Annotated in this window: 20 protein-coding genes; 8 read left to right on the forward strand and 12 right to left on the reverse strand. The window is 66.0% G+C overall.

From position 1 onward, the window contains the following. Positions 1-29 precede the first annotated feature (29 nt). The 6 genes from MUG95_RS10380 to MUG95_RS10405 all read right to left on the reverse strand — a co-directional run bounded on the left by MUG95_RS10380 (position 30) and on the right by MUG95_RS10405 (position 13,030). On the reverse strand, positions 30-1,769 hold the full coding sequence (locus MUG95_RS10380; protein WP_247006400.1) for a sensor histidine kinase: 1,740 nt from the start codon (positions 1,767-1,769) through the stop codon (positions 30-32). Positions 1,770-1,867: 98 nt separating this feature from the next. Then, complete coding sequence (locus MUG95_RS10385) at positions 1,868-3,673, reverse strand: sensor histidine kinase (RefSeq protein WP_247006402.1); 1,806 nt, start codon at positions 3,671-3,673, stop codon at positions 1,868-1,870. A gap of 68 nt (positions 3,674-3,741) precedes the next feature. Beyond that, complete coding sequence (locus tag MUG95_RS10390; protein ID WP_247006404.1) at positions 3,742-5,535, reverse strand: histidine kinase N-terminal 7TM domain-containing protein; 1,794 nt, start codon at positions 5,533-5,535, stop codon at positions 3,742-3,744. A 177-nt stretch (positions 5,536-5,712) separates the two neighbouring features. Further along, complete coding sequence (gene uvrA, locus MUG95_RS10395) at positions 5,713-8,703, reverse strand: excinuclease ABC subunit UvrA (protein ID WP_247006416.1); 2,991 nt, start codon at positions 8,701-8,703, stop codon at positions 5,713-5,715. A gap of 190 nt (positions 8,704-8,893) precedes the next feature. Then, positions 8,894-11,443: an efflux RND transporter permease subunit gene (locus MUG95_RS10400; RefSeq protein ID WP_247006417.1), complete on the reverse strand. Its 2,550-nt coding sequence runs from the start codon at positions 11,441-11,443 to the stop codon at positions 8,894-8,896. Further along, positions 11,444-13,030 carry a COG1361 S-layer family protein gene (locus MUG95_RS10405; protein ID WP_247006419.1) on the reverse strand — a complete coding sequence of 529 codons (1,587 nt, stop codon included), beginning with the start codon at positions 13,028-13,030 and terminating at the stop codon, positions 11,444-11,446. Between the two features lie 113 nt (positions 13,031-13,143). On the opposite strand from MUG95_RS10405, the gene MUG95_RS10410 reads away from it, so the two are divergent. Beyond that, positions 13,144-13,773 (forward strand): TetR/AcrR family transcriptional regulator, encoded by a 630-nt coding sequence (locus MUG95_RS10410; protein WP_247006421.1) that lies wholly within the window; start codon positions 13,144-13,146, stop codon positions 13,771-13,773. Between the two features lie 24 nt (positions 13,774-13,797). Beyond that, positions 13,798-15,210, forward strand: coding sequence for an LVIVD repeat-containing protein (locus MUG95_RS10415; protein WP_247006423.1), 1,413 nt, complete (start codon positions 13,798-13,800; stop codon positions 15,208-15,210). On the opposite strand, the gene MUG95_RS10420 is transcribed toward MUG95_RS10415, so the two are convergent. Genes MUG95_RS10420 through MUG95_RS10430 form a run of 3 tightly spaced genes read right to left on the reverse strand, consistent with a single transcriptional unit; the run spans position 15,207 to position 17,163 of the window. Beyond that, positions 15,207-16,592, reverse strand: a complete 1,386-nt coding sequence (locus MUG95_RS10420) for a ribonuclease FAU-1 family protein (RefSeq protein WP_247006435.1) — start codon at positions 16,590-16,592, stop codon at positions 15,207-15,209. The two genes, MUG95_RS10415 and MUG95_RS10420, sit on opposite strands and share 4 nt — an antisense overlap. Further along, positions 16,589-16,963, reverse strand: coding sequence for a DUF7532 family protein (locus tag MUG95_RS10425; protein ID WP_247006437.1), 375 nt, complete (start codon positions 16,961-16,963; stop codon positions 16,589-16,591). The genes MUG95_RS10420 and MUG95_RS10425 overlap by 4 nt, the downstream gene beginning before the upstream one ends. Before the next feature lie 38 nt (positions 16,964-17,001). After that, complete coding sequence (locus tag MUG95_RS10430) at positions 17,002-17,163, reverse strand: preprotein translocase subunit Sec61beta (protein ID WP_247006438.1); 162 nt, start codon at positions 17,161-17,163, stop codon at positions 17,002-17,004. Positions 17,164-17,309: 146 nt separating this feature from the next. Here MUG95_RS10430 and MUG95_RS10435 point away from each other — a divergent pair, with 146 nt between their 5' ends. Then, on the forward strand, positions 17,310-17,588 hold the full coding sequence (locus tag MUG95_RS10435) for a thioredoxin family protein (RefSeq protein ID WP_247006440.1): 279 nt from the start codon (positions 17,310-17,312) through the stop codon (positions 17,586-17,588). Position 17,589: 1 nt separating this feature from the next. Here the strand turns inward: MUG95_RS10435 and MUG95_RS10440 are convergent, their stop codons facing one another. Next, a complete protein-coding gene (locus MUG95_RS10440) occupies positions 17,590-18,111 on the reverse strand; it encodes an archaemetzincin family Zn-dependent metalloprotease (RefSeq protein ID WP_247006442.1) in 522 nt (173 codons plus the stop codon). A 39-nt stretch (positions 18,112-18,150) separates the two neighbouring features. Here MUG95_RS10440 and MUG95_RS10445 point away from each other — a divergent pair, with 39 nt between their 5' ends. The 4 genes from MUG95_RS10445 to npdG all read left to right on the forward strand — a co-directional run bounded on the left by MUG95_RS10445 (position 18,151) and on the right by npdG (position 20,423). Next, positions 18,151-18,567 (forward strand): UPF0146 family protein, encoded by a 417-nt coding sequence (locus tag MUG95_RS10445; RefSeq protein WP_247006444.1) that lies wholly within the window; start codon positions 18,151-18,153, stop codon positions 18,565-18,567. An 83-nt stretch (positions 18,568-18,650) separates the two neighbouring features. After that, entirely contained in the window at positions 18,651-19,526 is an 876-nt protein-coding gene (locus MUG95_RS10450; RefSeq protein WP_247006445.1) for a TIGR01548 family HAD-type hydrolase, read from the forward strand. After that, on the forward strand, positions 19,523-19,693 hold the full coding sequence (locus tag MUG95_RS10455) for a hypothetical protein (protein ID WP_247006447.1): 171 nt from the start codon (positions 19,523-19,525) through the stop codon (positions 19,691-19,693). The genes MUG95_RS10450 and MUG95_RS10455 overlap by 4 nt, the downstream gene beginning before the upstream one ends. A 61-nt stretch (positions 19,694-19,754) precedes the next feature. Then, positions 19,755-20,423, forward strand: a complete 669-nt coding sequence (gene npdG / locus MUG95_RS10460; protein ID WP_247006449.1) for an NADPH-dependent F420 reductase — start codon at positions 19,755-19,757, stop codon at positions 20,421-20,423. Here npdG and MUG95_RS10465 read toward each other — a convergent pair. Next, the gene (locus tag MUG95_RS10465; RefSeq protein WP_247006451.1) at positions 20,420-21,193 is read right to left on the reverse strand and encodes a PHP domain-containing protein; all 774 of its coding nucleotides are present in this window, start codon (positions 21,191-21,193) and stop codon (positions 20,420-20,422) included. The genes npdG and MUG95_RS10465 overlap by 4 nt on opposite strands. Before the next feature lie 154 nt (positions 21,194-21,347). Between MUG95_RS10465 and MUG95_RS10470 the strand changes: the two genes are divergently transcribed. Further along, the gene (locus MUG95_RS10470; protein WP_247006453.1) at positions 21,348-22,430 is read left to right on the forward strand and encodes a CNNM domain-containing protein; all 1,083 of its coding nucleotides are present in this window, start codon (positions 21,348-21,350) and stop codon (positions 22,428-22,430) included. A gap of 167 nt (positions 22,431-22,597) precedes the next feature. On the opposite strand, the gene MUG95_RS10475 is transcribed toward MUG95_RS10470, so the two are convergent. Further along, positions 22,598-24,427 (reverse strand): ribosome biogenesis/translation initiation ATPase RLI, encoded by a 1,830-nt coding sequence (locus MUG95_RS10475; RefSeq protein WP_247006454.1) that lies wholly within the window; start codon positions 24,425-24,427, stop codon positions 22,598-22,600. Position 24,428: the final 1 nt, after the last annotated feature.

Here is a 24,428-nt window from a genome sequence, read left to right on the forward strand (position 1 = left end):
TGTCCACTGTCCCACCTCGCGACGGACGGTCACGCGGTGGCCGTCGGGAAACTTCTGACACCACCGAACACGAAGCGGGTGCCGTCGTGGTAGTCGTCGTCGAGTTCGACGGTCCAGCCGTGGGACTCGGCCATGGTGCGGACGATGGAGAGGCCGAGGCCGGTACCTTCGTCGGCAGTCGTGTAGCCGTACTCGAAGACGTCGCTTCGGTGGCTCACGGGGATGCCGGGGCCGTCGTCGGCGACGAAGAACCCGTCGGGAGTCGCACCGACGGTCACCGTGACCGTCGACCCACCGTGGTCGAGCGTGTTCCGGAAGAGGTTCTCGAGAATCGACAGGGTTCGGTTCCGGTTCGCATCGAGGATGCTGTCGGCTTCGATCGTCAGGGATGCCTCCGCGGTGTCGACGTTGTTCCACGCCTCACGCGCGACGACTGAGAGCGGGATGGAGTCGGTGTCCTCGACTGTTTCGCCCTCGCGGGCGATGGTCAACACGTCGTCGATTATCGCCTCCATCCGCCCCAGTGACTCCTGGATTCTGGTGAGGTCGGCCGTCGCCCGCTCGCGCTCGGTCGCCTCGATGTCCCAGTCTTTCACTCGGAGTTCCAGCGACTGCGCGTAGCCGTCGGCGACGTTGATGGGGTTGCGCAGGTCGTGGGAGATGGTCGAGGCCACCTGGTCGAGGCGGTCGTTCTGCTTTTCGAGTTGCCACCGGGACCGCTCTAACTCCGTTACCTCCCTGAGCAAGACGACGTACCACTGCACCTCGTCGGCACGCCCCCGCGACACCGTCGTGGTGTTCACCGAGTAGTGCCGTGTCTGTCCGTCGACGGTGACCGAGATGCGGTCGGAGTCCGTCGCGGTACCGCCGTCGGGCATCTCGACGCGCTCTGCGAGTGTCGGACACGCCTGTGCGAACGGGATGCCGTTCCTTCCGTCGACTGCCGGCCACGTCGCCCGTGACGCGTCGTTGACGTCCACGATTCGGTGCTCGGCGTCGAGGACGAACACCGGGTCGTTGAGGCTCTCGACCACCGCCTTCCGGGCGACCGGGAGTCGCCCGAGGAGGTTGAACCGGAACAGTCCGAACGTCGAGAACACGACGAACGCGACGGTCCCGTAGGCCGCGTGATTGAGGCCGTCGGCGGGTGCCAACCCCGACGACCCGACGAGTTGTGCGACGGCGATGGACATCGCACCCAGCAGGACCAACAGGAGTTGCGTCCCGGACCCGTTTCCGGTCGAGAGGAGGTAGTTGACGAGTGCGACCCAACAGTACCCGTTCAACGCGACGAGGACGGCGAGGACGGCGACGGAACCGACGCCCGGCTCGATGATGGCGTAGGAGAACGGCTCGGTGACGTGTGAAATCGACCGCCACGCGAGGTTGTGCAGGGGGTTCGTCACGACCAAGAGCGCGAACGTGCCGAGGCTTCCGTAGAGGGCGAGTTGGAACCAGCGTCGGTGGTGGAAGCCACGGGCCGCGTAGACGGACGCGAACACGCTGAACGCCGCTATCGACGCGAAGGCACCGATACTCTGTGCGATAACCGCCAGCCGCTGGAGTTCCGTGTCCGTCACCGCGACGTGGACGAACAGACAGCAGAGCCAGTACCCCCCGACGAGCAGTACACCCGCGAACGTCTTCGAGCCACGCTTGTCCCAGTGGTGGTTGTATATCCAGTAGACGAGTACTTTCCCCGTGATGACCGTCACCACCGGACCGGCGAGGTACGCGAGCCAGACCGGTGATATCCCCCCCGGGAACATACTGTATCGGTATATTGGTTCCGCTACTTCAATTTTTCACCTGACACCAGACGTTCGAAATGTGCGCGGGGTCCGTGTAGTCCACTGGCGATAGCGCGTCAGAGAACCTGCTCCGGCACCGCCGTCGCGCCGGCGGCAGGGCTTCCGAGTACGTCATGGAAGCGAAAGCGGGCACCGTCCTCGTAGTCGTCGAGTTCGACGGTCCAGCCGTGGGACTCGGCCATAGTGCGGACGATGGAGAGGCCGAGGCCGGTACCTTCGTCGGCAGTCGTGTAGCCGTACTCGAAGACGTTCTCGCGGTGTTCCTCGGGGATGCCGGGGCCGTCGTCGGTGACGGTGAAGCCGTCGGGGGTGGGAGTGACCTCGACGGCCACCTCCGCTGAGCCGTGCTCGACACTGTCGTCAGACCGTCCCGAGTGCTGACTGTCTGTCGAGCCGTGCTCGACGCTGTTGCGAAAGAGGTTCTCGAAGAGCGTCAGCAGTTTGCTTCGCTCGGCCTGCAGGGTCCGGTCGTCGGTGACGGTGAGGGTGGCGTCGCCGGTGTCGACGTTGTTCCACGCCTCACGAGCGACGGCCGCGAGCGAGACGGGTTCGGTGTCCTCGACGGTTTTGCCCTCGCGGGCGATGGTCAACACGTCGTCGATTATCGCTTCCATCCGTGCGTGCGTCTCGCTGACGGTGTCGAGGTGGTCGAGTGCTGTCTCGCTCTCTTCGCCGGGAAGGCCCTCGTCTTCGTCGAGCATCGCTTCGAGGATTTCGACGTGCCCGGTGGCGACGTTGATGGGGTTGCGCAGGTCGTGGGAGATGGTCGAGGCCACCTGGTCGAGGCGGTCGTTCTGCTTTTCGAGTTGCCACCGGGACCGCTCTAACTCCGTCACGTCCCGGAGCAACACCGAGTACCAACTCACGCTCTCACCGCGCCGTGACACCTCCGAGACGGTGACCGAGTAGTGTCGCTCCTGGCCGCCGAGCGACAGCGTGAGGCGGTCGGTGGCCGTCCCTGTAGTCGGCGGAATCGAAATCGTATCGGCCAGTGCCGGACACGTCTCGTCGAACCGCTCTTGCAGGCTCTCCTCGATAGCCGGCCAGACGGCCGTGGCCGCCCCGTTGTAATCGACGATACAGCCCTCCGCGTCGAGGACGAGAACCGGGTCCCGAAGGTTCTCGATGACGGTGTTTCGCGCGATGGGCTGTACGTCGAGTAGGCTGAATCGGAACAGCGCGAACGCGGTGAACACGTAGAAGACGAACATGCCGAACGGCGCGTACGTGAACCCGTCGACTGGGAACAGGTCCGTCCACATACTGAGCAGGTCGAGAATCCCGATGGAGAACGCGCCGACGATGAGGAAGGCGAGTTGCTGGCCGGCCTGTTGCCGGGTCGCGAGCAGGTGTTTCCCCATCAGGTAGGTGCTGTAGAAGGCCGGGATTTGGATGACGGTAACCATCGCGTGGAAGACGATGCCACGCTCGACGAGGAGGTGGGGGAACGGCTCCGTGACTGGCGTAAAATCGGCGTACAGGAGGCCGTGGGAGGCGTTCGTCGGCGCGAGGACGAGATACCCGCCGACGATGGCGACGAGCGTCGCCTGCACCGCACGATTCCGGTGGAGGCCGGTACCCGTGTACTTCGAGGCGAAGACGACGAACGCGCTGATGGTCGCCATCGACCCGACGCCAGCGACCATGTACGCAGTCTGTTGCGCGCTCGGGTCCCGAAGTAGCAAGAACAGCAGGGCTCCGCCGACGAACACCACACCGGTCGCGTCCATGACGAGAAACCACGTCGCGCCGGACTGGGCACCGCGGCGGGTGTAGACCCAGTACCCGACGACGAACTGGGTGAACAACGTGGCGACGAGAATGCCGACGAACGCCAGCCACAGCCCACTATACACCGCCATTGTCAAGCCTCTGTCTCACTCGCACTTCAATGTGGCTCGGTTTTCACAGCTGAGAAACGGCATCCTCGTCAGGCTTCCCGAAGCTGAGAGTCCGGGTCCACGGTCTCTCCCTCGACGCCGTGGAACACGAAGCGGGTGCCGTCGTGGTAGTCGTCGTCGAGTTCGACGGTCCAGCCGTGGGATTCGGCCATGGTGCGGACGATGGAGAGGCCGAGGCCGGTACCCGCCCTCGTGGTGGTGTAGCCGTACTCGAAGACGTTCTCGCGGTGACTCTCGGGGATGCCGGGGCCGTCGTCGGTGACGGTGAAGCCGTCGGGAGTGGGGGCGACTTCGACGGTCACTCCCGCCGGTTGGTAGTCGCCGTGGCTGTCGGGGCCGTTCTGGGCTGTCGAGCCGTGCTCGACGCTATTGCGAAAGAGGTTCTCGAAGATGCTCAGTAGCTTGCTCCGCTCGGCCTGCAAGACCCGGTCGTCGGCGACGGTGAGGGTGGCGTCGCCGGTGTCGACGGTGCGCCACGCGTCGTGGACGACGGCCGCGAGCGAGAGCTTCTCGGTGTCCTCGACGGTTTTGCCCTCGCGGGCGATGGTGAGGATGTCGTCGATGATGTCCTGCATCCGGTCGGCGGCTCCGTCGACCTCGCTCATTTCCTCGCGGAGAGACGCTTCGGTCTCGTGGCCGAGGTCGGCTCGGTCGAGACGGCTGTCCATCATTTCGACTTGGCCGGTGATGACGCTGATAGGGTTGCGCAGGTCGTGAGAGATAGTCGAGGCCACTTGGTCGAGGCGGTCGTTCTGCTTTTCGAGCTGCCACCGGGACTGTTCCAGCTCGGTGATGTCACGCAGGAGGACCGCGTACCACCCGGTCCGGTTGCCACTGTTGGCGACAGTGGAGATCGTCACCGAGTAGTGGCGGTCCTGACCGTCGTAGGTCAGTGAGACCTGCTCGGTCTCCCCCTCGGCCGCCGGGGGGATGCTGACTTCCGCGGCGAGTGCCGGGCAGACGGACTCGAACGTCGCGGGGGACCGCTCGTCGATGTCGGGCCAGACGTGGGTCGCGGCGTCGTTGTAGTCCACGACGCGGTTCCGGTCGTCCAGCACGACCACGGGGTCCCGCAGGCTCTCGATGATGGTGTTCCGTGCCACCGGCTTCACGTCGAAGAGTCGGAACCGGAACAGCGCGATAATCGTGAGCAGGTGGAACGGAATGAGGCCGAACACCGCGTGAGTGAACCCGTCGACCGGCATCACGTCGGTGTAGAGACCGATAATGTCGAGCGTACCGATGAGCAACGCACCGAGGATGAACAGAGCGAACTGTGCGGCAGACCGTCGCCCGCTCGCGAGGAAGGACTTCGCCATCCTGTACGCCGCATAGAAAGCGAACAGTTGGACGACAGTGAGTATCGTCGTCGTCGCGATGCCGCGGTCCACGACGAGATGGGGAAACGGCTCGACTCGCTGGGTGAACGAGGTGAACATGAGATGATGCGACGAGTTCGTCACACCGAGAACGATGGTGGCGACGACGGAGATGGCGAGAATGGCCTGAACTGCCCGGCTCCGGTGTAAGTCGTCACCGATGTACGTCGAGACGAAGGCTACGAACGCGACGACGAGTACTATCGACCCGATTGTGGCGACGACGAACCCCGCCCGCTGGGTGCCCTGACCGACCGGCAACAGGTAGAGCAAGATGCCTGCCGTCCAGAGAATACCGCTCACGACGAAGGCGAGGAACCAGCGCGCCCCGTCCCGGTCCCACTGCCGCGCGTACACCCAGTAGCCGACGGCGATCTGTGTCGCTATGGATACTGCGAGGAGCGTGACGTAGCCGAACCACAGACCGACGTTCGCGGCTGCCATACTTCCTCGTAGACACTGCTATCACTTCAGTTGACGCGTCAACTCATCAAATATGATAACGGACGGTAACCTCCCTACACTCCGCAAACGCCGTACGAAATCACTATGGCTTGGCCGGTCAGCTGAGTATCGGAAATAATAGCTTAACGAGCGGCGTCGGCGACGCACGCCAGCGCGTCAATCGTCGCCGGTACCGGTCGCTTGGTCCCGCTCGCCGTTGGTTTCTGCCGTCACCACCCGGTCGCTCCGCGGCCCCTCCAGTTCCACGTCCGGCAAGAGGTCACGCAGGTACCGGCCCGTGTGTGACTCGTCGGTCCGGGCCACCGCCTCGGGCGTCCCGGCCGCGACCACGTCACCGCCGTTCTCGCCGCCTTCCGGCCCCAGGTCGACGATGTGGTCCGCGTTCTTCACGAGGTCCAACTCGTGTTCGATGACCACGACGGTGTTGCCGTCGTCGGTCAGGCGGTGGAGCACGTCCACGAGTTTCCGCTCGTCCTCGGGGTGGAGTCCCGTCGTCGGTTCGTCGAGCAGGTACAGCGTCTCGCCGGAGTCTTTCTTCCCCAACTCCTCGGCGAGTTTCACGCGCTGGGCTTCCCCGCCCGAGAGCGTCGTGGAGGGTTGGCCCAGCCGCATGTACCCCAACCCCACGTCTTCGAGCAGTTGGAGTCGACGCCGAATCTGGGGGTGACTCTCGAAGAACTCGCGAGCCTCGGTGACGCTCATCCCCAGCACGTCCGCGATTGTCTTGCCCTTGAATGTAACGTCGAGCGTCTCGTCGTTGTAGCGCGCGCCGTCACACTCCTCGCAGGGGACCTGCACGTCCGAGAGGAAGTTCATGTCGATGGTGACGGTGCCCTGCCCGCCACAGCCCTCACACCGGCCGCCCTTGACGTTGAACGAGAACCGTCCTTTCTGGTAGCCCCGCTGGTTGGCGAGGTCCGTCTCGGCGAACAGTTCGCGGATGTGGTCGAAGACGTTCGTGTACGTCGCGGGGTTCGACCGCGGCGTCCGGCCGATGGGCGACTGGTCGATGAGCCGCACCGTCTCTATCTGGTCCAGCCCTTCGATGTCGTCGTGGTCGCCGGGGTCGACGGAGGTGTTGTCGTTCATCCGGCGGGCCAGCCCCTTGTAGAGGACGTCGTGCATCAGCGTGGACTTGCCCGACCCGGAGACGCCCGTGATGGCGGTGAAACACCCGACCGGCAGGGCCACGTCGAGGTCTTTCAGGTTGTGCTGGCGCGCTCCGCGGACGGTAATCGCGCCGTCGGCCTCGCGTCGCTCGTCCGGGACCTCGATGTAGCGGTCGCCCGCGAGGTAGTCGCCCGTCACCGAGTCCTCGGTGGCCTTCACGTCCTCGACGGACCCGTTGACCACGACTTCGCCCCCGTCCTTGCCCGGTCCGGGACCCATGTCGATGATGGTGTCGGCCCGCCGCATCGTCTCGGTGTCGTGTTCGACCACGAGCAGGGTGTTGCCGATGTCCCGGAGTTCTTCGAGGGTGTTCAACAAGCGGTCGTTGTCCCGCTGGTGGAGGCCGATGGACGGTTCGTCCAGCACGTACAGCACGCCGACCAGCCCCGACCCGATTTGGGTGGCCAGTCGGATGCGCTGGCTCTCGCCGCCCGAGAGCGTCGACGCCTCGCGGTCGAGCGTCAGGTACTCCAGGCCCACCTCACACATGAAGCCGAGACGCGAGCGAATCTCCTTCAGAATCTCCTCGGCTATCTTGCGGTCGCGGTCGCTCATCGTCTCCTCCATCCCCTCGAAGTGTTCGAGGGCGTCCCCGATGGACATCTCGTTGACCTCGGTGATGGACGTGCCGTCCACCAGCACCGCCCGGGACTCCGGCTTGAGACGCGTCCCCTCACAGACCGGGCACGTCGTCACGGCCATGTACTCCTCGATGTGGTCCCGTGCCCGGTCGCTGTCGGTCTCGACGTAGCGGCGTTCGAGGTTCTCGATGACACCCTCGAACCGTTCGGTCTTCTCGCGGGTGCCGTTCTTGGTCGTCCACTCGAAGTGGACCACGTCGTCGGTGCCCCAGAGGAACTGGCGTCGAATCTCCGGGTCGAGGTCCGCGAACGGCGTCTCCAGCGAGACGCCGAAGTGTTCGGCCACGTTGTCCAGTTGCCGTGAGTAGTAGGTCCGGTTGTAGCTCCACGGCTCGAAGACGTGTTTCAGTGGCTTCGTGGGGTCCTCTATCACGAGGTCCTCGCTGACCTCCTTGGTCGAGCCGATACCCTCACACTCCGGGCACGCGCCGTGTGGGGAGTTGAACGAGAACGACCGCGTCTCTATCTCGGAGATGTCGATGCCACAGTGGGTACAGGCGAGGTCCTCGGAGAACTCGACCACGAGGCGGTCGGCGTCCCCGTCGGCGTCACCGTCGGCCAAATCGCCCGTCGCCCGCGCCGTCGCGCCGCCGACTTCGACGCCCTCGGGCGGGTCGGGGAGGACGAGTTTGAGGACGCCGTCGCCCTCCGCCAGCGCGGTCTCCACCGAGTCCGTGATGCGCGAGCGCGCCTCCTCGCTGACCTTCACGCGGTCGACCACCACGTCGACCGTGTGGTCGTAGTTCTCGTCCAACTCCGGACGGTCCATCGTCAAATCGTAGGGCTCGCCGTCGACTTCGACCCGCGAGTACCCCTCGCTCACCAACTCGTCGAACAGGTCCTCGAAGGCCCCTTTCTGGTCACGAACGACCGGCGCGGCGATTTTGACGCGGGTCCCCTCCGGCAGGTCCACGATACGCCGGACCATGTTCTGGGCACTCTGCTCGCCCACCTCCCGGCCACACTCCGGGCAGTGGGGTGTGCCGACCCGGGCGTACAGCAGGCGGAGATAGTCGTGCAGTTCCGTCACGGTCCCCACCGTCGACCGGGGGTTGTTGGCGGCGTTCTTCTGGTCGATGGAGATGGCGGGCGACAGCCCCTCGACGTTCTCGACCTGTGGCTTGTCCATCTGCCCGAGGAAGTTCCGGGCGTAGGCCGACAGCGACTCGATGTAGCGTCGCTGGCCCTCCGCGTACACTGTCTCGAACGCGAGCGAGGACTTGCCCGACCCCGACAGCCCCGTCACGACGGTCAACTCCTCGCGGGGAATCGTCACGTCGACGTCCTTGAGGTTGTGTTCCTCGGCCCCGCGGACCTCGATGACATCCCGACTCATTGTCCCGAGTCAGGGGCGCGGGTCGTGAAACACTGTCGGTTGCGAGGCCGACCGCAGGGAGGCCTCGATGGGGAGCGGTGAACGGAGTGAACCGCAGAGCGGTTGCGAGGCCGACCGAAGGGAGGCCTCGATGCGGAGCGGAGAGAGAAGCCGACCCGCGCGTGGCGAGGCAGGGGATACAGAGGCCCAGTCAGTCGCCGCCGGGAGTCGGGTCAGAATCCGGGTCTGGGTCCGGGTCTGCGTCGGGGTCGACCGTCCCCACGGACTCCCCGGGCGAGAGGTCCGGGGCGGGGCCGTCGGGACCGAAGAAGCGGTCCCACAGCACCAGCGCGGCGGGGAGGACGAACAACGACGCGAGGAAGGCGTAGAAGATGGAGAGCGCGGTCAGAATCCCGAACTGGCCGATGGCCGGGAACAGCGCGAGCGCGAGCACACCGATGCCGAAGACGGTGGTGAACATGCTCCCCATCAGCGCGCCGCCGGTGCCCCGCACCGTCCGGTCGAGTGCTTCCATCAACGGCCGCTCGTGGCGTTCGTCGATGAACCGGTGGACGACGTGGACGGAGTAGTCGATACCGAGGCCGATGGTGATGGCCAACAGCGTCGCGGTGATGGCGTTGAACGGGATGTTCGCAAGCCGCATCGACCCCGCGACGAACGCCACCGTGACGAGAATCGGGACGATGTTCGGGAGAGCCAGCGTCCACTCACCTTCGATGACCTGATAGATGAACATCAGGAACAGCGCGGCCCCGATGAGCGCGAGCACGAGGCTCTGAATCGCCGACATGAAGATGACGTCCGAGACGGCTTGAAAGACGACGGTCTGGCCGGTCGCGATGGCGGTGACGCGGTACTTGTCGGCCATCTCGCGGGCGTCGGCCGCTATGTCGGCCTGTTCGGCGTCGGATTTGACGGTGTAGACGACCCGCGAACTCCGCCGGTCTTCGGTCATGTACTGGAGTGCCCGGTCACGGGCGGGCGAGGACAGGAGTGCATCGTACACCTCCCCGAGGTTGTTGTCGGGGACGCCGTTCCCGTTCTGGTCGTTGCGGGCGACGAGTCGTGCGAACTCCTCGTCACGTTCGGCCCGTGACTGGATGACCGTGACGATACTCTCACTGTCGGCTTGGCGGTCCTCGCTCACCACGCTGTCGGGTGGGTCAGACCCCGCTCGATGTATCTGTTCGAGTATCGAATCGCGTTCCATCGGTCCCTCGACGTATATGGTCACGGAGTCGGACTGCGTGCTGTCGAACTTGTCTTCGAGGAAGTTCACGGTGGCCGTGACGCTGTACTCGTTGGGTCGGAACGGTTCGGGCAGGTTCATCACCCAGTCGGGGTTGTCCTCGGGCGGAAGGAAGTCCTCCTGTGCGAAGGAGGTGCTGATGCCCGTCGCGTAGAACCCGACTCCGCCACTGACGACCAGAATCAGGATGAGGAACAGCGCGGGGGCCTTGTCGGCGACGACGACGCCGCCGCGCAGCACGCTGCTCAGGGCCGACTCTTCGGACCCCAGCGGCGTCTTGCTCACGGTCGGAATCGGATACTTCTCCCGTGCTTTGTCTATCAATACCTTCAGCGCGGGGAGGAAGATACCGAAGATGAGGAACGTGAACACGATGCCGATGGCGGCGACGAGACCGAAGTCACGGATGGGCGGGAGCGAACTCGTGAGGTTGGCGGCGAAGCCGATGACCGTCGTCCCGGTGACGATGAAGAAGGCGACGACCAACTGGTCGGTCGTGATGCGCATCGCCTCCCCGACTGACTTCCCGAGGACCTGCTCCTCGCGATAGCGGTTGACAGCGTGGATACCGAAGTCGATACCCACCGCCAGCAACAGCGGCGGCACGGCGATGAGCATCTGGCTGAACGGGATGCCGGCCAGTCCCATGAACCCGAACGTCCAGATAATGGCCATCGCCAGCGAGACGACGCCTGCGAGCAGGTCGATTGGGTCGCGGTACGCGATGACCAGAAACAGGATGATGAAGACGACGGCCGCGGGCACGACGATGAGCAGCGAGTCCGTGATGACGTTCGAGAACTCGTCGGCGACGATACCCGACCCGAACACGCGAATGTCACCGTCCACCGTCCCGACGATGTCCTGTGCTTGGATTTGAATCGGCGTCAGCGGACTCGACCCGCCCTGCCCCGACCCGGAGGAGATTCCGGCCGGTATCTCGTGTGAGACGGTTCCGATGGTCGCCGTCGCCGAGGTGCTCCGGCGGTTGAAGTCGTTGCTGAGGAGGACCCGGAACTGCGGGTTCTGCTCCGCCGCTCGCCGAACCGCGCTCTGGACTTCGCCGGCCGTCGCGTCTTCGATGGCGTCGACTTGCTCGCCGGGCGTCGTCGCGGCCGGGTCCAACTGCTGTGCGACGATACCCGCCGCCGAGGACGTGCCCGTTACCCGAAGATTCGTCCGTTCGTCGAGTCGCTCTTGAGCGCGCAACATCGCCAGCATCGACGAGCGCGACAGCACGTTCTGTGACTCTTGGATGAGCTGCGTGCTCCCGCTGTCGGGCTGGAACGTCGGACTGAAGTCCTCGTTGACCTCCGTGAACGCCTCTTCGGCGGGGAGGCCGGTGGTGAACTGTGAGGTTCCCGCCTCGGTGCTCACGCTTCCCAGACCGAACCCGAACACCATCGTCAGCAGCAGGAACCCGACGACGATACGCTGTGGTCGCTCGACGATGGTTTCGTCGATTCGGTTGATGACGCGCTGGTGGTCCATCTATCGGAAGCGCAAGTAGCCGCCGATGGCGACTAGAGCGACGAGGGTGACGCCGCCGATGATGACGAGCGGCGGTCCGCTGCCGTCACCCTCCGGTTCGGTCACCGTCACTGGGACCCGGTACGTGTTCGAGATGAGCGTGTCACCGTCCGCGTCGTCGTACTGGAAGTCCATCGAGACGGGGTAGTCTTTCGTGAGCGCGCCGCTCGCACCCACTCTGAACGTCAGGTTCGCCGTCTCGCCCGGTCCGAGTTCGCTGACGTACGCCTCGTCGTCGTCGGCCGAGATGGGGCTGTCGGCGAACAGCTTCGCCGAGATGTCCGTCAGCGTCTCGTTGCCTTGGTTGGTCACGACGACGCTCATCTCCGTGGACCCGCCGTTCTGGACGGTACTGCCGACGGCGTTCACGTCGAAGGTGTTCGTCTCCGGCCGGACGAACTCGCGGGCGTTCAGCGTGTCGCCGGTCAGGGTGTCACCGCCCTCGTCGCGGTACTGCGCGACGAAGCTGAACTGTCGCGGGCCGGCGCCTGCGGATTCCGTCACTTCGACCGTGTACTCGAAGTCCGCGGACTCTCCGGATGCGAGCGTCCCGACGGAGTAGTCCCGTTCAGCGGCGTTGATGTTCTCGTTTTCGGTCGTGAACTGGACGACGATGTCCTCGGCCGTGATGTCGGCGTCGTTGGTAATCGTCCCTTCGAGTGTCCGTTCCTCGCCGACCCTGAGGTCGCTCTCGACGTTCGAGAGGGAGAACGCTGCCTCCGGACTCGGCATGACACCCAGCGGTAACGCCTCGGATTGTCGCGTGATGCCGTCGCCGTCCTCGAAGTTAGTTGTTACCCGGAACGCGTAGCGTTGCTGTTCGGCACTCTCGGTGGCGACCACTTCGTAGTCGACGGTCCGTTGCTCACCGGCCTCCCAGTCGCCGACGAAGCGACTCGCCGTATTCGCCCCGCCCAGCGTCAGGTCGCCGTTCAACGACTCCAACGCGACGGTGGTGTCCGAAGCCGTCTCCGAGCCGTCGTTGCGCATCGTCACCTCGACGGTCCCGGTCGAACCGACCCGCAGATTGGACTCGGTCTCGACGATTTCGAACTGTGCGCGCTCGTCGACTCTGATGGTCACGTCGAACGAGCGGTTCTGTGTGTTCTGGTTGCGGGCACCGGTCTGTTCGGCGATGGTTGAGGTGTAGCGGTACCGGACGTTGAGTTGCATCCGGTAGGTCCCCGGCTCCGCGTCCTCGTCGACGGAGATACTGTAGGGTAGCGGTGCGGACTCGCCCTGCGGGAGCCGACTCACCGACCGCGTGTCCGTCCTGATGTCGACCGGTGCGTTCCGTGCTTGGAGCGTCGCTTCGAGGGCACGCGCGCTCGTCACTTCACTGTTGAGCGCGGGGTTGCGTGCCGACCCAGTGTCGAGGTCACCCTCGTTCGTGAGCGTCACCTCGAACTGCGTGTTTTCGCCGGCGATGAACCTGTTCTCCGGTGCCGATACAGTCAGCTCCGGGCTTCCCCTGACGACACCGAGTGCGGGGGCCGGAAGTATCAACAACACTACAACGAGAACGACTGCGGCAGGTTTCCATCTCATGGTGAACACAGGGCTGTTCGCTCGTGTTGAATGAACGTTCAATCAGTACAAGAATCTTTTCACTTCGGCCCGAACGAAATGGATATCAGTGGTGAATGAATATTCAATCAACAATGGGTCGAAGGACGGAGTTGTTCGCCGACGAGCCCGAGGACACGCGAGAGGCTATCATGTTGGCGACGTACGACGCGCTCTCGAAGCACGGCTACGCGGACCTCACCATCCAGCGCATCGGTGACGAGTTCGACAAGAGCAAGTCGTTACTCTACCATCACTACGACGGCAAAGACGCGTTGTTGGTCGATTTCTTGGCGTTCATGCTCCGCCGAATGGAGCAACAGGTCCCCATCGACGAGGGCGACACCGCCGACGAACAACTCCGCGTCGGGTTCGACCACTTCTTCGACGACCTCCTCGACGGCGACGACGAGGCGTTCCTGCGCGCGCTGACCGAACTACGCGCGCAGGCGTGTCACGACGAGACCTACCGCGAACAGTTCACCGAGAACGACGCCTTCCTCGAGAACCGTCTCGTAGAAATCATCGAGCAAGGCATCGAACAAGGGGTGTTCCGCGAGGTGGACGCCGACCGCGTGGCGTCGATGGTGGCGACGACGTTCCTCGGCGCGATGACCCGCAACGCCACGGCCGACACCGACGCCGCCTCGATTCAGGCGGAACTCAGCGAGTACCTCCGTACCCGACTCCTCGCCGACGACGCCCGAGCCGACCACAACCGATAGGTGTCCGACCCCTCTTTTCGACCCATGCGCCGCCGCCAGTTCCTCGCCGCCACCGCCGCCCTCGGCACGCTCCCGGGAGTCGGCCACGCCACCCCCCGTCCGTCCGCCACGACCACCGCCGGGACCCTCGAACCGCTCGGCACGACGCCGCTCGACGGGCTGAAGGAGGCCGTCGTCGCCCCCGACGAGGAGACGGTGTACGCCGCCGCGACCGACGGCTTCGCCGTCTTCGACGTGTCCGACCCGACCGCACCCGAACGGCTCGCCCACCGGAGTGCCATCCTCGCGGACCGCCCGGACGGCCCCCTCGTCGGGATACAGGACGTGAAACTCGACGGCGACCGCGTGGCCGTCGTCGGCCCGGCGAACGGCCGTGCCGACGCGCTCGAAGCCGCCGTCTTCTACGACGTGTCCGACCCGGCCGCCCCCGAACGGGTGGGCGTCTACGAGACTGACTACCCCATCCACAACTGTGATTTCGCCGATGGCGTGGCCTACCTCACGGGCAACCGGGGCGACCGCAACGACCTCGTCCTCGTCGAGGCCGGGCCGGACCCGACCCGACTGGGCACGTGGTCGCTGGCGGACCGTGACGACCGCTGGACGGACGTGCCCGCTGGCGTCCGCTCACTCCACGACGTGTCTGTACAGGGCGAGCGAGCCTACGTCGCCCACTGGGACGCAGGCACGTGGATTCTGGACGTGTCGGACCCGACTACACCCGAAACCGTCACCCGCGTCCGTGGTCGCCCGGTCGCAGAACTCGCGGAACTGAGCGACAACGCCGCCATCGTCGCGTCCACCGAACCGCCGGGTAACGACCACTACGTCACCGTAAACGACGACGCCACCCTGCTGGCCGTCGGCGGCGAGTCGTGGGACGTGACCCCGGGCGACGCCGCGGGCGGCCCCAGCGGCATCGAACTCTGGGACCTCTCGACGCCAACCGACCCGCAGCGACTGTCGACCATCGACCCGCCGCCGTCGCCCGACCCGTCCTACGGCGGCGTCTGGACCACCTCACACAACTTCGACTTCGCCGGAGAGTGCCTCTACACCTCGTGGTATCAGGGCGGCGTCAAGGTCTTCGACGTGTCGGACCCGACCGACCCCCGCACCCTCGCCGCGTGGCGACGGGACGACACGACGAGTTTCTGGACGGCACAGGCCGCCGGCGACGTGTTCGTGGCCGCCAGCCGCGAGAACCCGAGCAACGACGACGCGCCCGGCGCGCTGTTCGTCTTTCCCGACCCGCCAGCCGACGCCACGGTGACGCCCGACCGCACACCGACGCGGACGGCTGACACCGACACGTCCACGCCGACATCGACCGCACCCACGACGACCGCCGACTCGACGGCCACGACCGGCCCGGGATTCGGCGCGCTCGGCGCGCTCGCGGCACTGGGCTACGGCGCGCTCCGCTGGTGCGACTAGAGCGCGTCCGCGACGGCCGCCGCGACGGCCCGCGCCTTCTCGGCCAGTGCCGCGCTGACGTTCCCCGCCGCGACGGCGGCGTCGAGTTCGTCGTCGTCCACCCGCTCGACGCGGCCGTCGGCGTGTTTGATTACGTCGACGTGGAGGTCCACGTAGCGCGCGGCGTCCGGAAACACTTCCACCGGTGTACAGACGTTCACGTACGTCCCCTTCGACCGCCCGTCGCGGTCCCGGTACATCGTCGGGTACCACCACCGCCCCTCCTTGAGTTTCGTGACCGCCACGTCGCCGGCCTCGATGTCGACGCCGAGCGCGTCGAGCGTCCCGCCCGGCGAGAGCGTGCGCTCGACCCGGATGGCACCCGCCGGGTCGCGTTCGACGACCTCTCCCGTGCCGAGGCTGAACGCTCGGCCGTCCGGCTTCCCGTGTCGAATCGCCACGCTGTCCCCCCCGCGGGGACCGAACTGCCGCGTCACGACGCCGAAGGGGAACTCGGCACCGCTGGCTTCGGCCCCGCAGACGGCTTCGACGAAGTCGACGGCGGCACTCGCGCTCCGCGCACCGGCCTTGATGCGGTGGTGCCCCGCCATCGTCGGGACGACGCCGCCGCGCACGTCGTCCAGCGCGAACCGTGCCTCCCGGCCGAACCAGCACCACCGGCCGGCGGTCCCCGCCCACACCGTCGCTGGGGCACCCTCGTCGGGGGCGGGTGCGTCCGCGAGCGCGTCGTCTATCGCCGCCGCTCGGTCCGTCGCCGCCGCCAGTGCCGCGTCGAGCGCGTCGAATTCGGCGTCGTCAGCGGGTGTCCCCCATCGGACACCCCACCCCTCGCGGGGGTCGGTCGGGAGCAAGTCCACGATGTCGGCCGCGCCGGTCCCGCCCTCGCTCCGCCCGCCGCGGACGAGGCGGGCCAGTTCGCCCGACACCTGGATGTCGGTCCCGAGCAGCGGCCGGTCGTCGCCCCACGGCGGTGCGGGGTCGCGCACCTGCACGCGCAGATGGTCCCCCTCGTCGATGCGGTCGGCCGTCTCGTCGAACGGGAGGAACCCCTCGCCGACGCCGAGGTCGACCACCGCGCCGCGCCCGAGCGTGTCCGTCACGCGGCCGTCGAAGACGGCGTCGCGCGGCGTCTCGTCGGGCCAGACGAACGCGTCCCGGCCCACGTCCGCGAGTCGGTCGGCGACTGTCCCGACGGTGTCGGCGTCGCCGTGGACGCCCACACCCTGCCGGTCGCCCGTCGTCTCGACCGTCGCCGCGGCCGGTTCGAGCGGCAGGTCGGCGTCGAAGCGGTCGGCGATGGCGTCGGAGGCCTGTACGACCCCGACATCTTCGAGCAGGTCGGTCAGGGCCGTGCTGTAGATGCCCCGGACCCGGACGCTCATAGCGAGTCGGGGTCGGTCGTGAACCGCACTCGGTCGTCGACTGTCGGCCCGAGCGTCAACTCGACCGTCTCCTCGCTCAGGACGCGCCCGTCCTCGACGGGGACGCCCCAGTTCGAGAACCGCAGGTAGCCCCGCAGGTCGGCGGCGTGGGTGAACAGGTCGATATACTCCACGTCGTGTTCGACGACCGACCCCGTGCTGTGGGCGATGTCCATGTCCGAGTGGACGGTCTCGACGTCCGCGAAGAACGATTCGATGCGCGCCGCGTCGTCCGCCGTCGCCGCGACGACTGCCTCCGAGGCCGCCTCGATGTCGGCCTGCGAGAGTCCCACCTCGCGGAGTGCCTGCTGTGTCCGCTGGTCGAAGTGCATACCGCGGGGTTCGGGTGGCCCCCTCCTAAAAGACGCGTTTAGAACAGGAGGTTCAGCACCTGGACGAGGATGCCGAAGAAGGCACCGCCCACGATGATGGTCTTGGGGTCGATACGGATGGCGTTGCTGTCCTCCGCGTCGAAGTACCGGACGAGACCGGCACTCGACATCAGCCCGCCTCCGTCGCTACTACCACTCATACCCATCAGTGGTAACTCCCCCCGCCTAAGCTTTTCGCCTTGCGGCTGGGGGATACCCCGACGTCCCCGCGGGCCGTCCCACGGTAGGGGCCACCGGGGTAGTGGAAACCCTTATGCAGGCCGCCAGGCTACACCCTTCGTAGCCTATGACAGTCACGCTCAAGGACTTCTACGCGGACTGGTGCGGTCCGTGTAAGACACAGGACCCGATTCTGGACGAGTTAGCGACGGAGTGGGAGACAGTCGAGTTCGAGAAGGTCAACGTCGACGAGGAGCAGGACGTTGCCAACGAGTACCAGGTACGCTCGCTCCCGACGCTCATCGTCGAGAACGACGACGGCATCGTCGACCGGTTCGTCGGCGTCACGCAGGCAGAGGACATCGAGGCGGCCTTCGAGAAGGCGGGCGCACAGGCCGAGGCCTGAGTCAGAGCACCTGCCGCTGACACGACCCACACAGCGTTTCCTCTTTCACGTCCACTTCGCGGACAGTCGGCGAGAAGTTCATCACGCAGCGTTTGTTGTCGCAGTGTTCCAGCCCGAGCGTGTGGCCGATTTCGTGGACGACTTCCTTGCGGACGCGGTCGGAGAAGATGTCGTCGGCCGAGCGGTTCGAGAAGCCACCGTCGGAGGATGTCTGGAGCCGATACGTCGAGATGACGCTGCCGTTCCCGTCGAGATACGCGAGACCGAAGACGTAGTTCCGGCGGCGGTAGAAGAGGTCTTTCGCAGTGATTGCGATGTTTTTCTCTCCGGAGCCGATGTGACTCGCCAGTTCGATGAACTCTTCGGCCCGATACTGGTTGCGGTTCCGGTCGTAGGAACCGTCGGGGACCGACTGGGCATCGTGGACCGTCACGTCACAGTCGTAGACGGTCCGCAACCCGGCGGAGGCTTCCCGTTTGACTGCCGCGGGAACCTCGCCGATCGGCACGATATCGACGTGCATGCAAACCTATATGCGGGGCCTACTCATAAACATCCCGCCGTGTCTGACGCCCGTCACGAGGCTCTCGTCACGCGACTAGCCGCCTTCGACACCCTCGTCGAGGTCGGTATCGGCGAACGCCCCGGCACCGCCGCCGCTCTCGCCGCACGCGGACGGACAGTCACCGCGACGGACATCCGCAACCGCACCGTCCCGGCGGGCGTCACCTTCGTGCAGGACGACGTGACCGACCCCGACCCCGCCGTCTACGCGGATACGGAGGCGGTCTACGCCCGCAACCTCCCGCCGGAACTCCACCGCCCCGCCTTCGACGTGGCGCGTGCCCACGACGCCACGCTCCTGTTCACGACGCTGGGCGGCGAGCAACCCATCGTCCCGGTGCGACGGGAGACGGTCGGCCAGGCGACGCTGTACGTGGCCGCCCGCGACCGACCCGGCGCGGACCGCTCGGACTGAGCGGCCACGCGCACGGGGGTCGCACCGACTCAGCGACCGCGCGGTCAGTAGCGGTTTTCTACCCGGGGTGTCATAGACCGTCTATGCAGGCTGACGCGGTCGTCTTGGATATCGACGGCGTGCTCGTCGACGTGGCCAACTCCTACCGTCGCGCCGTCGTCGAGTCCGTCAGGGAAGTGTACGGCGACACGCTCGACCGGGAGGCTATCCAGCCGTTCAAAGACGCGGGTGGGTTCAACAACGACTGGGAGTTGACCCACGCCATCGCGCTGTACGTGCTGGCCTGGCAGTACGGCTTCGACCACGACGTAGACGAGTTCACCGACCACATCGCGGCGACTGGCGGCGGTCTGGCCGCGGCCGAGACTGTCGTCGTCAACGCCGTCGGGCCCGCCGAGCGCGAACGCATCTACGACGCGTGGGACCGTGACCGCCTCCGTGACGTGTTCCAGCAACTCTACCTCGGGAGCGACCTGTACCGCGAGTTGGAGGACGGCGACCCGGATATCGACGCGAGCGGCTTCATCAACGACGAACCGAAACTCGCCGACCCCGAGACGCTCGCCCGCCTCACCGACCGCTTCGACGTGGGCGTCCTCACCGGCCGCCCCGCCGCCGAGGCCGACATCGCCCTCGACCGGGTGGGCCTCGACGTGCCCGACGAACATCGGTTCACTATGGACGACTGGACCGAGGGCAAACCACACCCACACGCGCTGACGACGCTCGCCGACCGCTTCGACGCGGAGACGGTCGCCTTCGCCGGCGACACCCTCGACGACGTGCGCACGGCAGTCAACGCGAGCGAGGCCGACCCGAGCCGCACGTACCACGGCATCGGCGTCCTCACCGGCGGCCTCACCGGCGAGGGCGGCCGACGGAAGTACGAGCAGGCTGGTGCCGCGCTGGTCCTCGACTCGGTGAACGACCTGCCGAGCGCGCTGGAGCCCCGAGCGTGATTCGGGTCCGTCGTGCCGTGACCGCGCTCGTCGCCGCCACCGTCGTCGCGTTCGTGATGACCGCCCTGCTGACCCCGCCCGACCCCATCACGCAACTGCGTACCACGGCCGCAATCGTCCTCGTGGCCACACCGCTGCTGTACTACGCCATCGGGGCCACCGACTGACGCCCTCGGCAACGTCGGCCGGGCACGCAACCCTTAACGTAGTCTCGCCCCACCCTCGGATATGGAAATCGCACTGCTCGGCGGCACCGGCGACATCGGCGAAGGACTGGCACTGCGCTGGGCGTACGACACGAACCACGACGTCGTTATCGGGTCCCGCGACGCCGACCGCGCCGAGACGAAAGCCGAGGAGTACGAGACGGAACTGGCCAGCCGCGGCGTCGAGACGACGGTCCGCGGCGCGGCCAACCCCGAGGCCGCCGCCGGTGCGGACGTTGTCGTCCTCGCCGTTCCGGCCTACCACCTCGCCGACACCGTCGAATCGGTCGCCGATACTCTCGCCGACGACGCGGTGCTGGTCAGCCCCGCCGTCGGGATGAAACGCGACGACGCCGGGTTCCACTACAACCGGCCCGGCGCGGGCAGCGTCACGCAACTCGCGGTTGACGCCGCCCCCGGGGACGTGTCCGTCGTCGGAGCATTCCACAACCTCCCCGCCGGCCGCCTCGCAAACCTCGACGCCGAACTGGGTATCGACACGCTTGTCGTCGGCGACGACGCCGACGCCGTCGACACCGTCTCCGCGCTGGCCGACGGCATCGAGGGGTTGCGTCCGCTCGATGCCGGGTCGCTCGCCAACGCCGCCGAAATCGAGGCGGTGACACCGTTGCTCATCAACGTCGCACAGAACAACGACGGCCTCCACGATTTGGGCGTCTCGTTCCGCTAGACGGGCAACTCGACGGGGGCGAGGTCACGTCGGTCGAGGTACTGCTCGACGTGGGCGACCCGCTCCCCGATTTCTCCCGGCTTGTGCGAGTCGGTCCCGACAGTGAAGGACACACCGTACTCCGCGAGTACGTCGCGGAAGTCGGGACTGGGGTGGAACTCGCCGTACTCGTCCAGCACGCGCCCGGCGTTCAACTCCGGGACGGTCCGCGAGCGGGTGAACGCCTCCGCGACCCGCCGGTACTGCGTCTCGGTCGCGTGCCCTCTGAGCGCGGGATTGCGCTCTATCAGGTCGACGTGGGCGGCCACGTCGAACAACTCGGACTCGACCAGCGAGACGAGGCGGTCGAAGTACCGGGCGACCGTGGCTTCACGCTCGGACGCCGACTGTTGCCGGAAGTACGGTTCGACGTGGATGTTCACGCCGTCGAGGTGGTGGACGCTCCCGATGGCGTACTGGAACCCGGCTTCGTCCAGAAACGACGCGATGGCGTCCTCGTCGTCGGGGTGGTAGTCCATCTCGACGCCGTCGTAGATGTCGATGGATACGTCCTCCCGGAGTCGCTCGATGGCCTCCCGCCGGCGTTCGTACGTCTGGTCGAGGTTGAACCCGAGCAGATGCTTCTGCTCTCTGAGGTCCGCGTCGTCGGCCACACTACAGTGGTCGGTGATGCCCACGCCCGACAGCCCCGCCTCTGCGGCCGCCCTGACCATCTGGAACAGGAAGCGGCCGTCGGAGTACGTCGAGTGGACGTGATAGTCGTACTCCATCCATAGGCACGTTGCACCCGTTCGGCATAGTTACCCGTGGTGTTTCGGCGGTCGAGGCACCGCGGCGACGGCCGCGACGGCACGTTCGAGTTGCCACCGCAGAGCTCGCACATTTTCAACAGTTATTTTCCACGAGCGTCGATAACCACGTCCGATGACCCCGCTCGAAGTCGGCCTCCGCCTTGCAGCAGGCGTGTTCCTGATTCTGATCAATGCGTACTTCGTCGCCATCGAGTTTGCCCTGACGCGGGTCCGGCAGTTCCCCGAATCAGAGTTCGACACGCCGGGCCTGCGGCGGGCGTGGGAGATGACGAATGACCTCGAACTGTACCTGACGACCTGTCAGATATGGATTTCCGGAACCAGCATCGCGCTCGGCATCGTCGCCGAACCCGGACTGGCTGCCCTGCTTGAGCCGCTGTTCCGGGACACGTTCCTCGCGTCTGTCGGCGCGGGGTCCTTGCTTGGCTTCTTCATCATCAACATGATTCACCTGACACACGGGGAACAGACTCCAACGTACCTTGGCGTCGAACGCTCGAAGCAGGTCGCTCGGTACGGCGCGAAGCCGCTGTACTATTTCGCCTGGCTTATCTCACCACTGATCAAGTTCGGCGACTGGGTCGCCAAGGCGACCCTCAAACTGTTCGGCGTCGAGATGACGGGCGCGTGGCTCGAAACGGAGGAAGAGATAATCGAGTCCCGTGCGGACCTCCGAAACCGCCTCGACTCACTGCTCGAACGCGGTGACCTCTCGGAGGAACGCCGCGAGGAAATCCGCAACGCCCTCACAGTGGGCGAGGAACCCATCTCGGCGGTCATGACCGACGCCGAGGATACCGTCTTTCTCTCGACAGGGTGTTCGGTCGCGGGGAACCTCGACCGCATCGGCTCTAGCCCGCACACTCGCTTCCCGCTGGTCGGCGACGACCCCGAGGACTTCCGGGGCATCGTGTACGTGCCTTCCGTCGTCGACCGCATCGACGAACTGCAGGCCGGTGACACCACCTTCGAGGACATCGCCGCGCCGCCGATGACGATGGGTCCCGAAACGACCATCAGCGACGCCGTCGACCAGTTCCAGGCCGAGAGTCAAGAACTCGCGCTGGTACTCTCCGATGGTGAGGTCGTCGGTCTGTTGACTGCGACGGACGCGCTCGAAGCCATCATGGGCGACATCGAGGACCCGCTCGACGAGAACGTCGACCTCTCGGCGGAGGGTCGGCGACTTGACTGAATAGGGCACTGACGGAACGGTACGGTCGCGGTGCGAACGAGCATCCGGCGGCCGGCGGCCGCCGGTTCACGCAACTCGCGGCCTCGCCGCGAGTTGCGGTGTTTTTCGCCCACGTTTTTGCCGCGAGCGGTTCGCGCGGAGCGCGAACCCGAGTGACAAAAAGGTGGTTAGTCGGTGTAGTAGTACTCGCCCGACTTCTTCTGTTCGCGGTCGAGTTGTGACCCCGGCTTGTTCACGCGGGGGCGTTTGGTCCGCTCGTCCCGGCGGAACGTGATGTCGAGGTTCCCGAGGAACTCGTTCATCCCGCCCCGCATGTCCGTCGGCGGGGAGGCGTGCCCGTAGTCGGCCGGTTCGCCGTCGAACACCAGTAGTCGGTCCGCCAGTAAGTCTATCATGTAGATGTCGTGGTCGATGACGAGCGCGGTGGCGTCGTGGTGTTCGGCGTACCGGCGGATGGCCGTGGTCGCCAGTACGCGCTGCTCCACGTCCAGATGCGCCGACGGTTCGTCGAGCAGGTAGAGGTCGGCGTCCTCCGAGAGGCAGGCCGCGATGGCGACCCGTTGGCGTTCCCCGCCCGAGAGGTCCGTGAGGTTCTGCTCCATCACCCGCTCTAACTGGAGCGGTTGGGCGATTTCGGTCTGCCAGTAGGAGGACCCGAAGTCGTCGGCGACGGAGCGCAGGAACGCGTCGACCCGCATGTGCTGGTCGATTTCGATGTACTGGGGCTTGTAGGCGATGTCGAGGTCGGCGTCCACCGTGCCCTCGTCGGGGCTGAGTCTGCCGGCGAGCAGTTTGGCGAACGTCGACTTCCCGATACCGTTCGGGCCGACGACGCCCAGCACCTCGCTCTCCCGGATTTCGCCGCCCTCGACTTCGAGGGAGAACTCGCCGTCGCCGTAGGATTTGGTGAGGTCGGGGTACTCCACGGCGACTTGGCCGCTACTCACCGAGCGGGGAGCGTGCTCCTCGAACTCGATGGCCGACTCCCGGATGCGCATGTTCTCGTTCTCCAGATAGCCCGAGAGGTACTCGTTGATGCCGTTGCGTACCGACTTCGGCGGCGTGATGATACCGAACGCGCCGGACTGCCCGTACGCGAGATGGACGTTGTCGGCGAGCAAGTCGAGGATAGCGAGGTCGTGTTCGACCACGAGCATCGAGCGGTCCTCCTCCTCGGCGAGTTCGCGGATGATGCGCGCCGCCGTGACGCGTTGGCCGATGTCCAGATACGGCGTAATCTCGTCGAGGAAGTAGAAGTCGGCGTCCCGGGCCAGCGTCGCCGTCATCGCCACGCGCTGGAGTTCACCGCCGGAGATGGCGTCGATGTCCTGGTCCATGACCGCGCCGATGCCGAACCGCTCGACCAACTCGTCGAGGGCACCGCGCTCGTCGGTGCGTGCAAGCAGGTCACGCGTCGTCCCGTCGAAGCGGTCTGGGATGCGGTCGACGTACTGGGGCTTGCGGGCGACGGTCACGTCGCCGTCGCGCAGTTGTACGAGGTAGTCCTGCAGTTCCGTGCCGCGGTACTCGTCCAAGACGCGCTCCCAGTCGATGTCGGTGTTGAACTCCCCGAGGTTGGGCATCATCTCGTCGGCGAGGATGCGGACGGCGGTGGTTTTCCCGATACCGTTCGGCCCGAGGATGCCCGTGACCTGCCCTTCCGCCGGTGCCGGCAGGCCGTACAGCGAGAAGGCGTTCTCGCCGTAGCGGTGGACCGGGTCCTCGTCGAGTTCTTGCGGGAGGTTGATGATTTCGATGGCGTCGAACGGGCACTTCTCGACGCAGATGCCACAACTCTCCCCGAGGCAGAGTTCCTCGCTGATTGATATCTGGTCGGGTGTTCCCTCGTAGAGGTCGTTGTCCTCGAAGCGGTCCTCCCGGGTGACGATGCACTCTTCGCCCGTCCGATTGGGCGGGCAGAAGTTCGCACACTCGTAGTTACACCGGTCGGGCTGACACCTGTCGAGGTCGACGACCGCGATGCTGTCGTCTGCCATG

Origin of the sequence: Halorientalis litorea, from assembly GCF_023028225.1 — an archaeon.
Lineage (GTDB): Archaea > Halobacteriota > Halobacteria > Halobacteriales > Haloarculaceae > Halorientalis > Halorientalis litorea.

Excerpts from the sequence above, each read along its gene's own strand:
- MUG95_RS10400 (WP_247006417.1), bottom strand. The coding sequence starts at position 11,443 with ATGGACCACCAGCGCGTCATCAACCGAATCGACGAAACCATCGTCGAG.
- MUG95_RS10420 (WP_247006435.1), bottom strand. The coding sequence starts at position 16,592 with ATGAGCGTCCGGGTCCGGGGCATCTACAGCACGGCCCTGACCGACCTG.
- MUG95_RS10430 (WP_247006438.1), bottom strand. The coding sequence starts at position 17,163 with ATGAGTGGTAGTAGCGACGGAGGCGGGCTGATGTCGAGTGCCGGTCTC.
- npdG (WP_247006449.1), top strand. The coding sequence starts at position 19,755 with ATGGAAATCGCACTGCTCGGCGGCACCGGCGACATCGGCGAAGGACTG.
- MUG95_RS10470 (WP_247006453.1), top strand. The coding sequence starts at position 21,348 with ATGACCCCGCTCGAAGTCGGCCTCCGCCTTGCAGCAGGCGTGTTCCTG.
- MUG95_RS10405 (WP_247006419.1), bottom strand. The coding sequence starts at position 13,030 with ATGAGATGGAAACCTGCCGCAGTCGTTCTCGTTGTAGTGTTGTTGATA.
- MUG95_RS10475 (WP_247006454.1), bottom strand. The coding sequence starts at position 24,427 with ATGGCAGACGACAGCATCGCGGTCGTCGACCTCGACAGGTGTCAGCCC.
- uvrA (WP_247006416.1), bottom strand. The coding sequence starts at position 8,703 with ATGAGTCGGGATGTCATCGAGGTCCGCGGGGCCGAGGAACACAACCTC.
- MUG95_RS10410 (WP_247006421.1), top strand. The coding sequence starts at position 13,144 with ATGGGTCGAAGGACGGAGTTGTTCGCCGACGAGCCCGAGGACACGCGA.
- MUG95_RS10450 (WP_247006445.1), top strand. The coding sequence starts at position 18,651 with ATGCAGGCTGACGCGGTCGTCTTGGATATCGACGGCGTGCTCGTCGAC.
- MUG95_RS10440 (WP_247006442.1), bottom strand. The coding sequence starts at position 18,111 with ATGCACGTCGATATCGTGCCGATCGGCGAGGTTCCCGCGGCAGTCAAA.
- MUG95_RS10380 (WP_247006400.1), bottom strand. The coding sequence starts at position 1,769 with ATGTTCCCGGGGGGGATATCACCGGTCTGGCTCGCGTACCTCGCCGGT.
- MUG95_RS10465 (WP_247006451.1), bottom strand. The coding sequence starts at position 21,193 with ATGGAGTACGACTATCACGTCCACTCGACGTACTCCGACGGCCGCTTC.
- MUG95_RS10435 (WP_247006440.1), top strand. The coding sequence starts at position 17,310 with ATGACAGTCACGCTCAAGGACTTCTACGCGGACTGGTGCGGTCCGTGT.
- MUG95_RS10390 (WP_247006404.1), bottom strand. The coding sequence starts at position 5,535 with ATGGCAGCCGCGAACGTCGGTCTGTGGTTCGGCTACGTCACGCTCCTC.
- MUG95_RS10415 (WP_247006423.1), top strand. The coding sequence starts at position 13,798 with ATGCGCCGCCGCCAGTTCCTCGCCGCCACCGCCGCCCTCGGCACGCTC.
- MUG95_RS10385 (WP_247006402.1), bottom strand. The coding sequence starts at position 3,673 with ATGGCGGTGTATAGTGGGCTGTGGCTGGCGTTCGTCGGCATTCTCGTC.
- MUG95_RS10425 (WP_247006437.1), bottom strand. The coding sequence starts at position 16,963 with ATGCACTTCGACCAGCGGACACAGCAGGCACTCCGCGAGGTGGGACTC.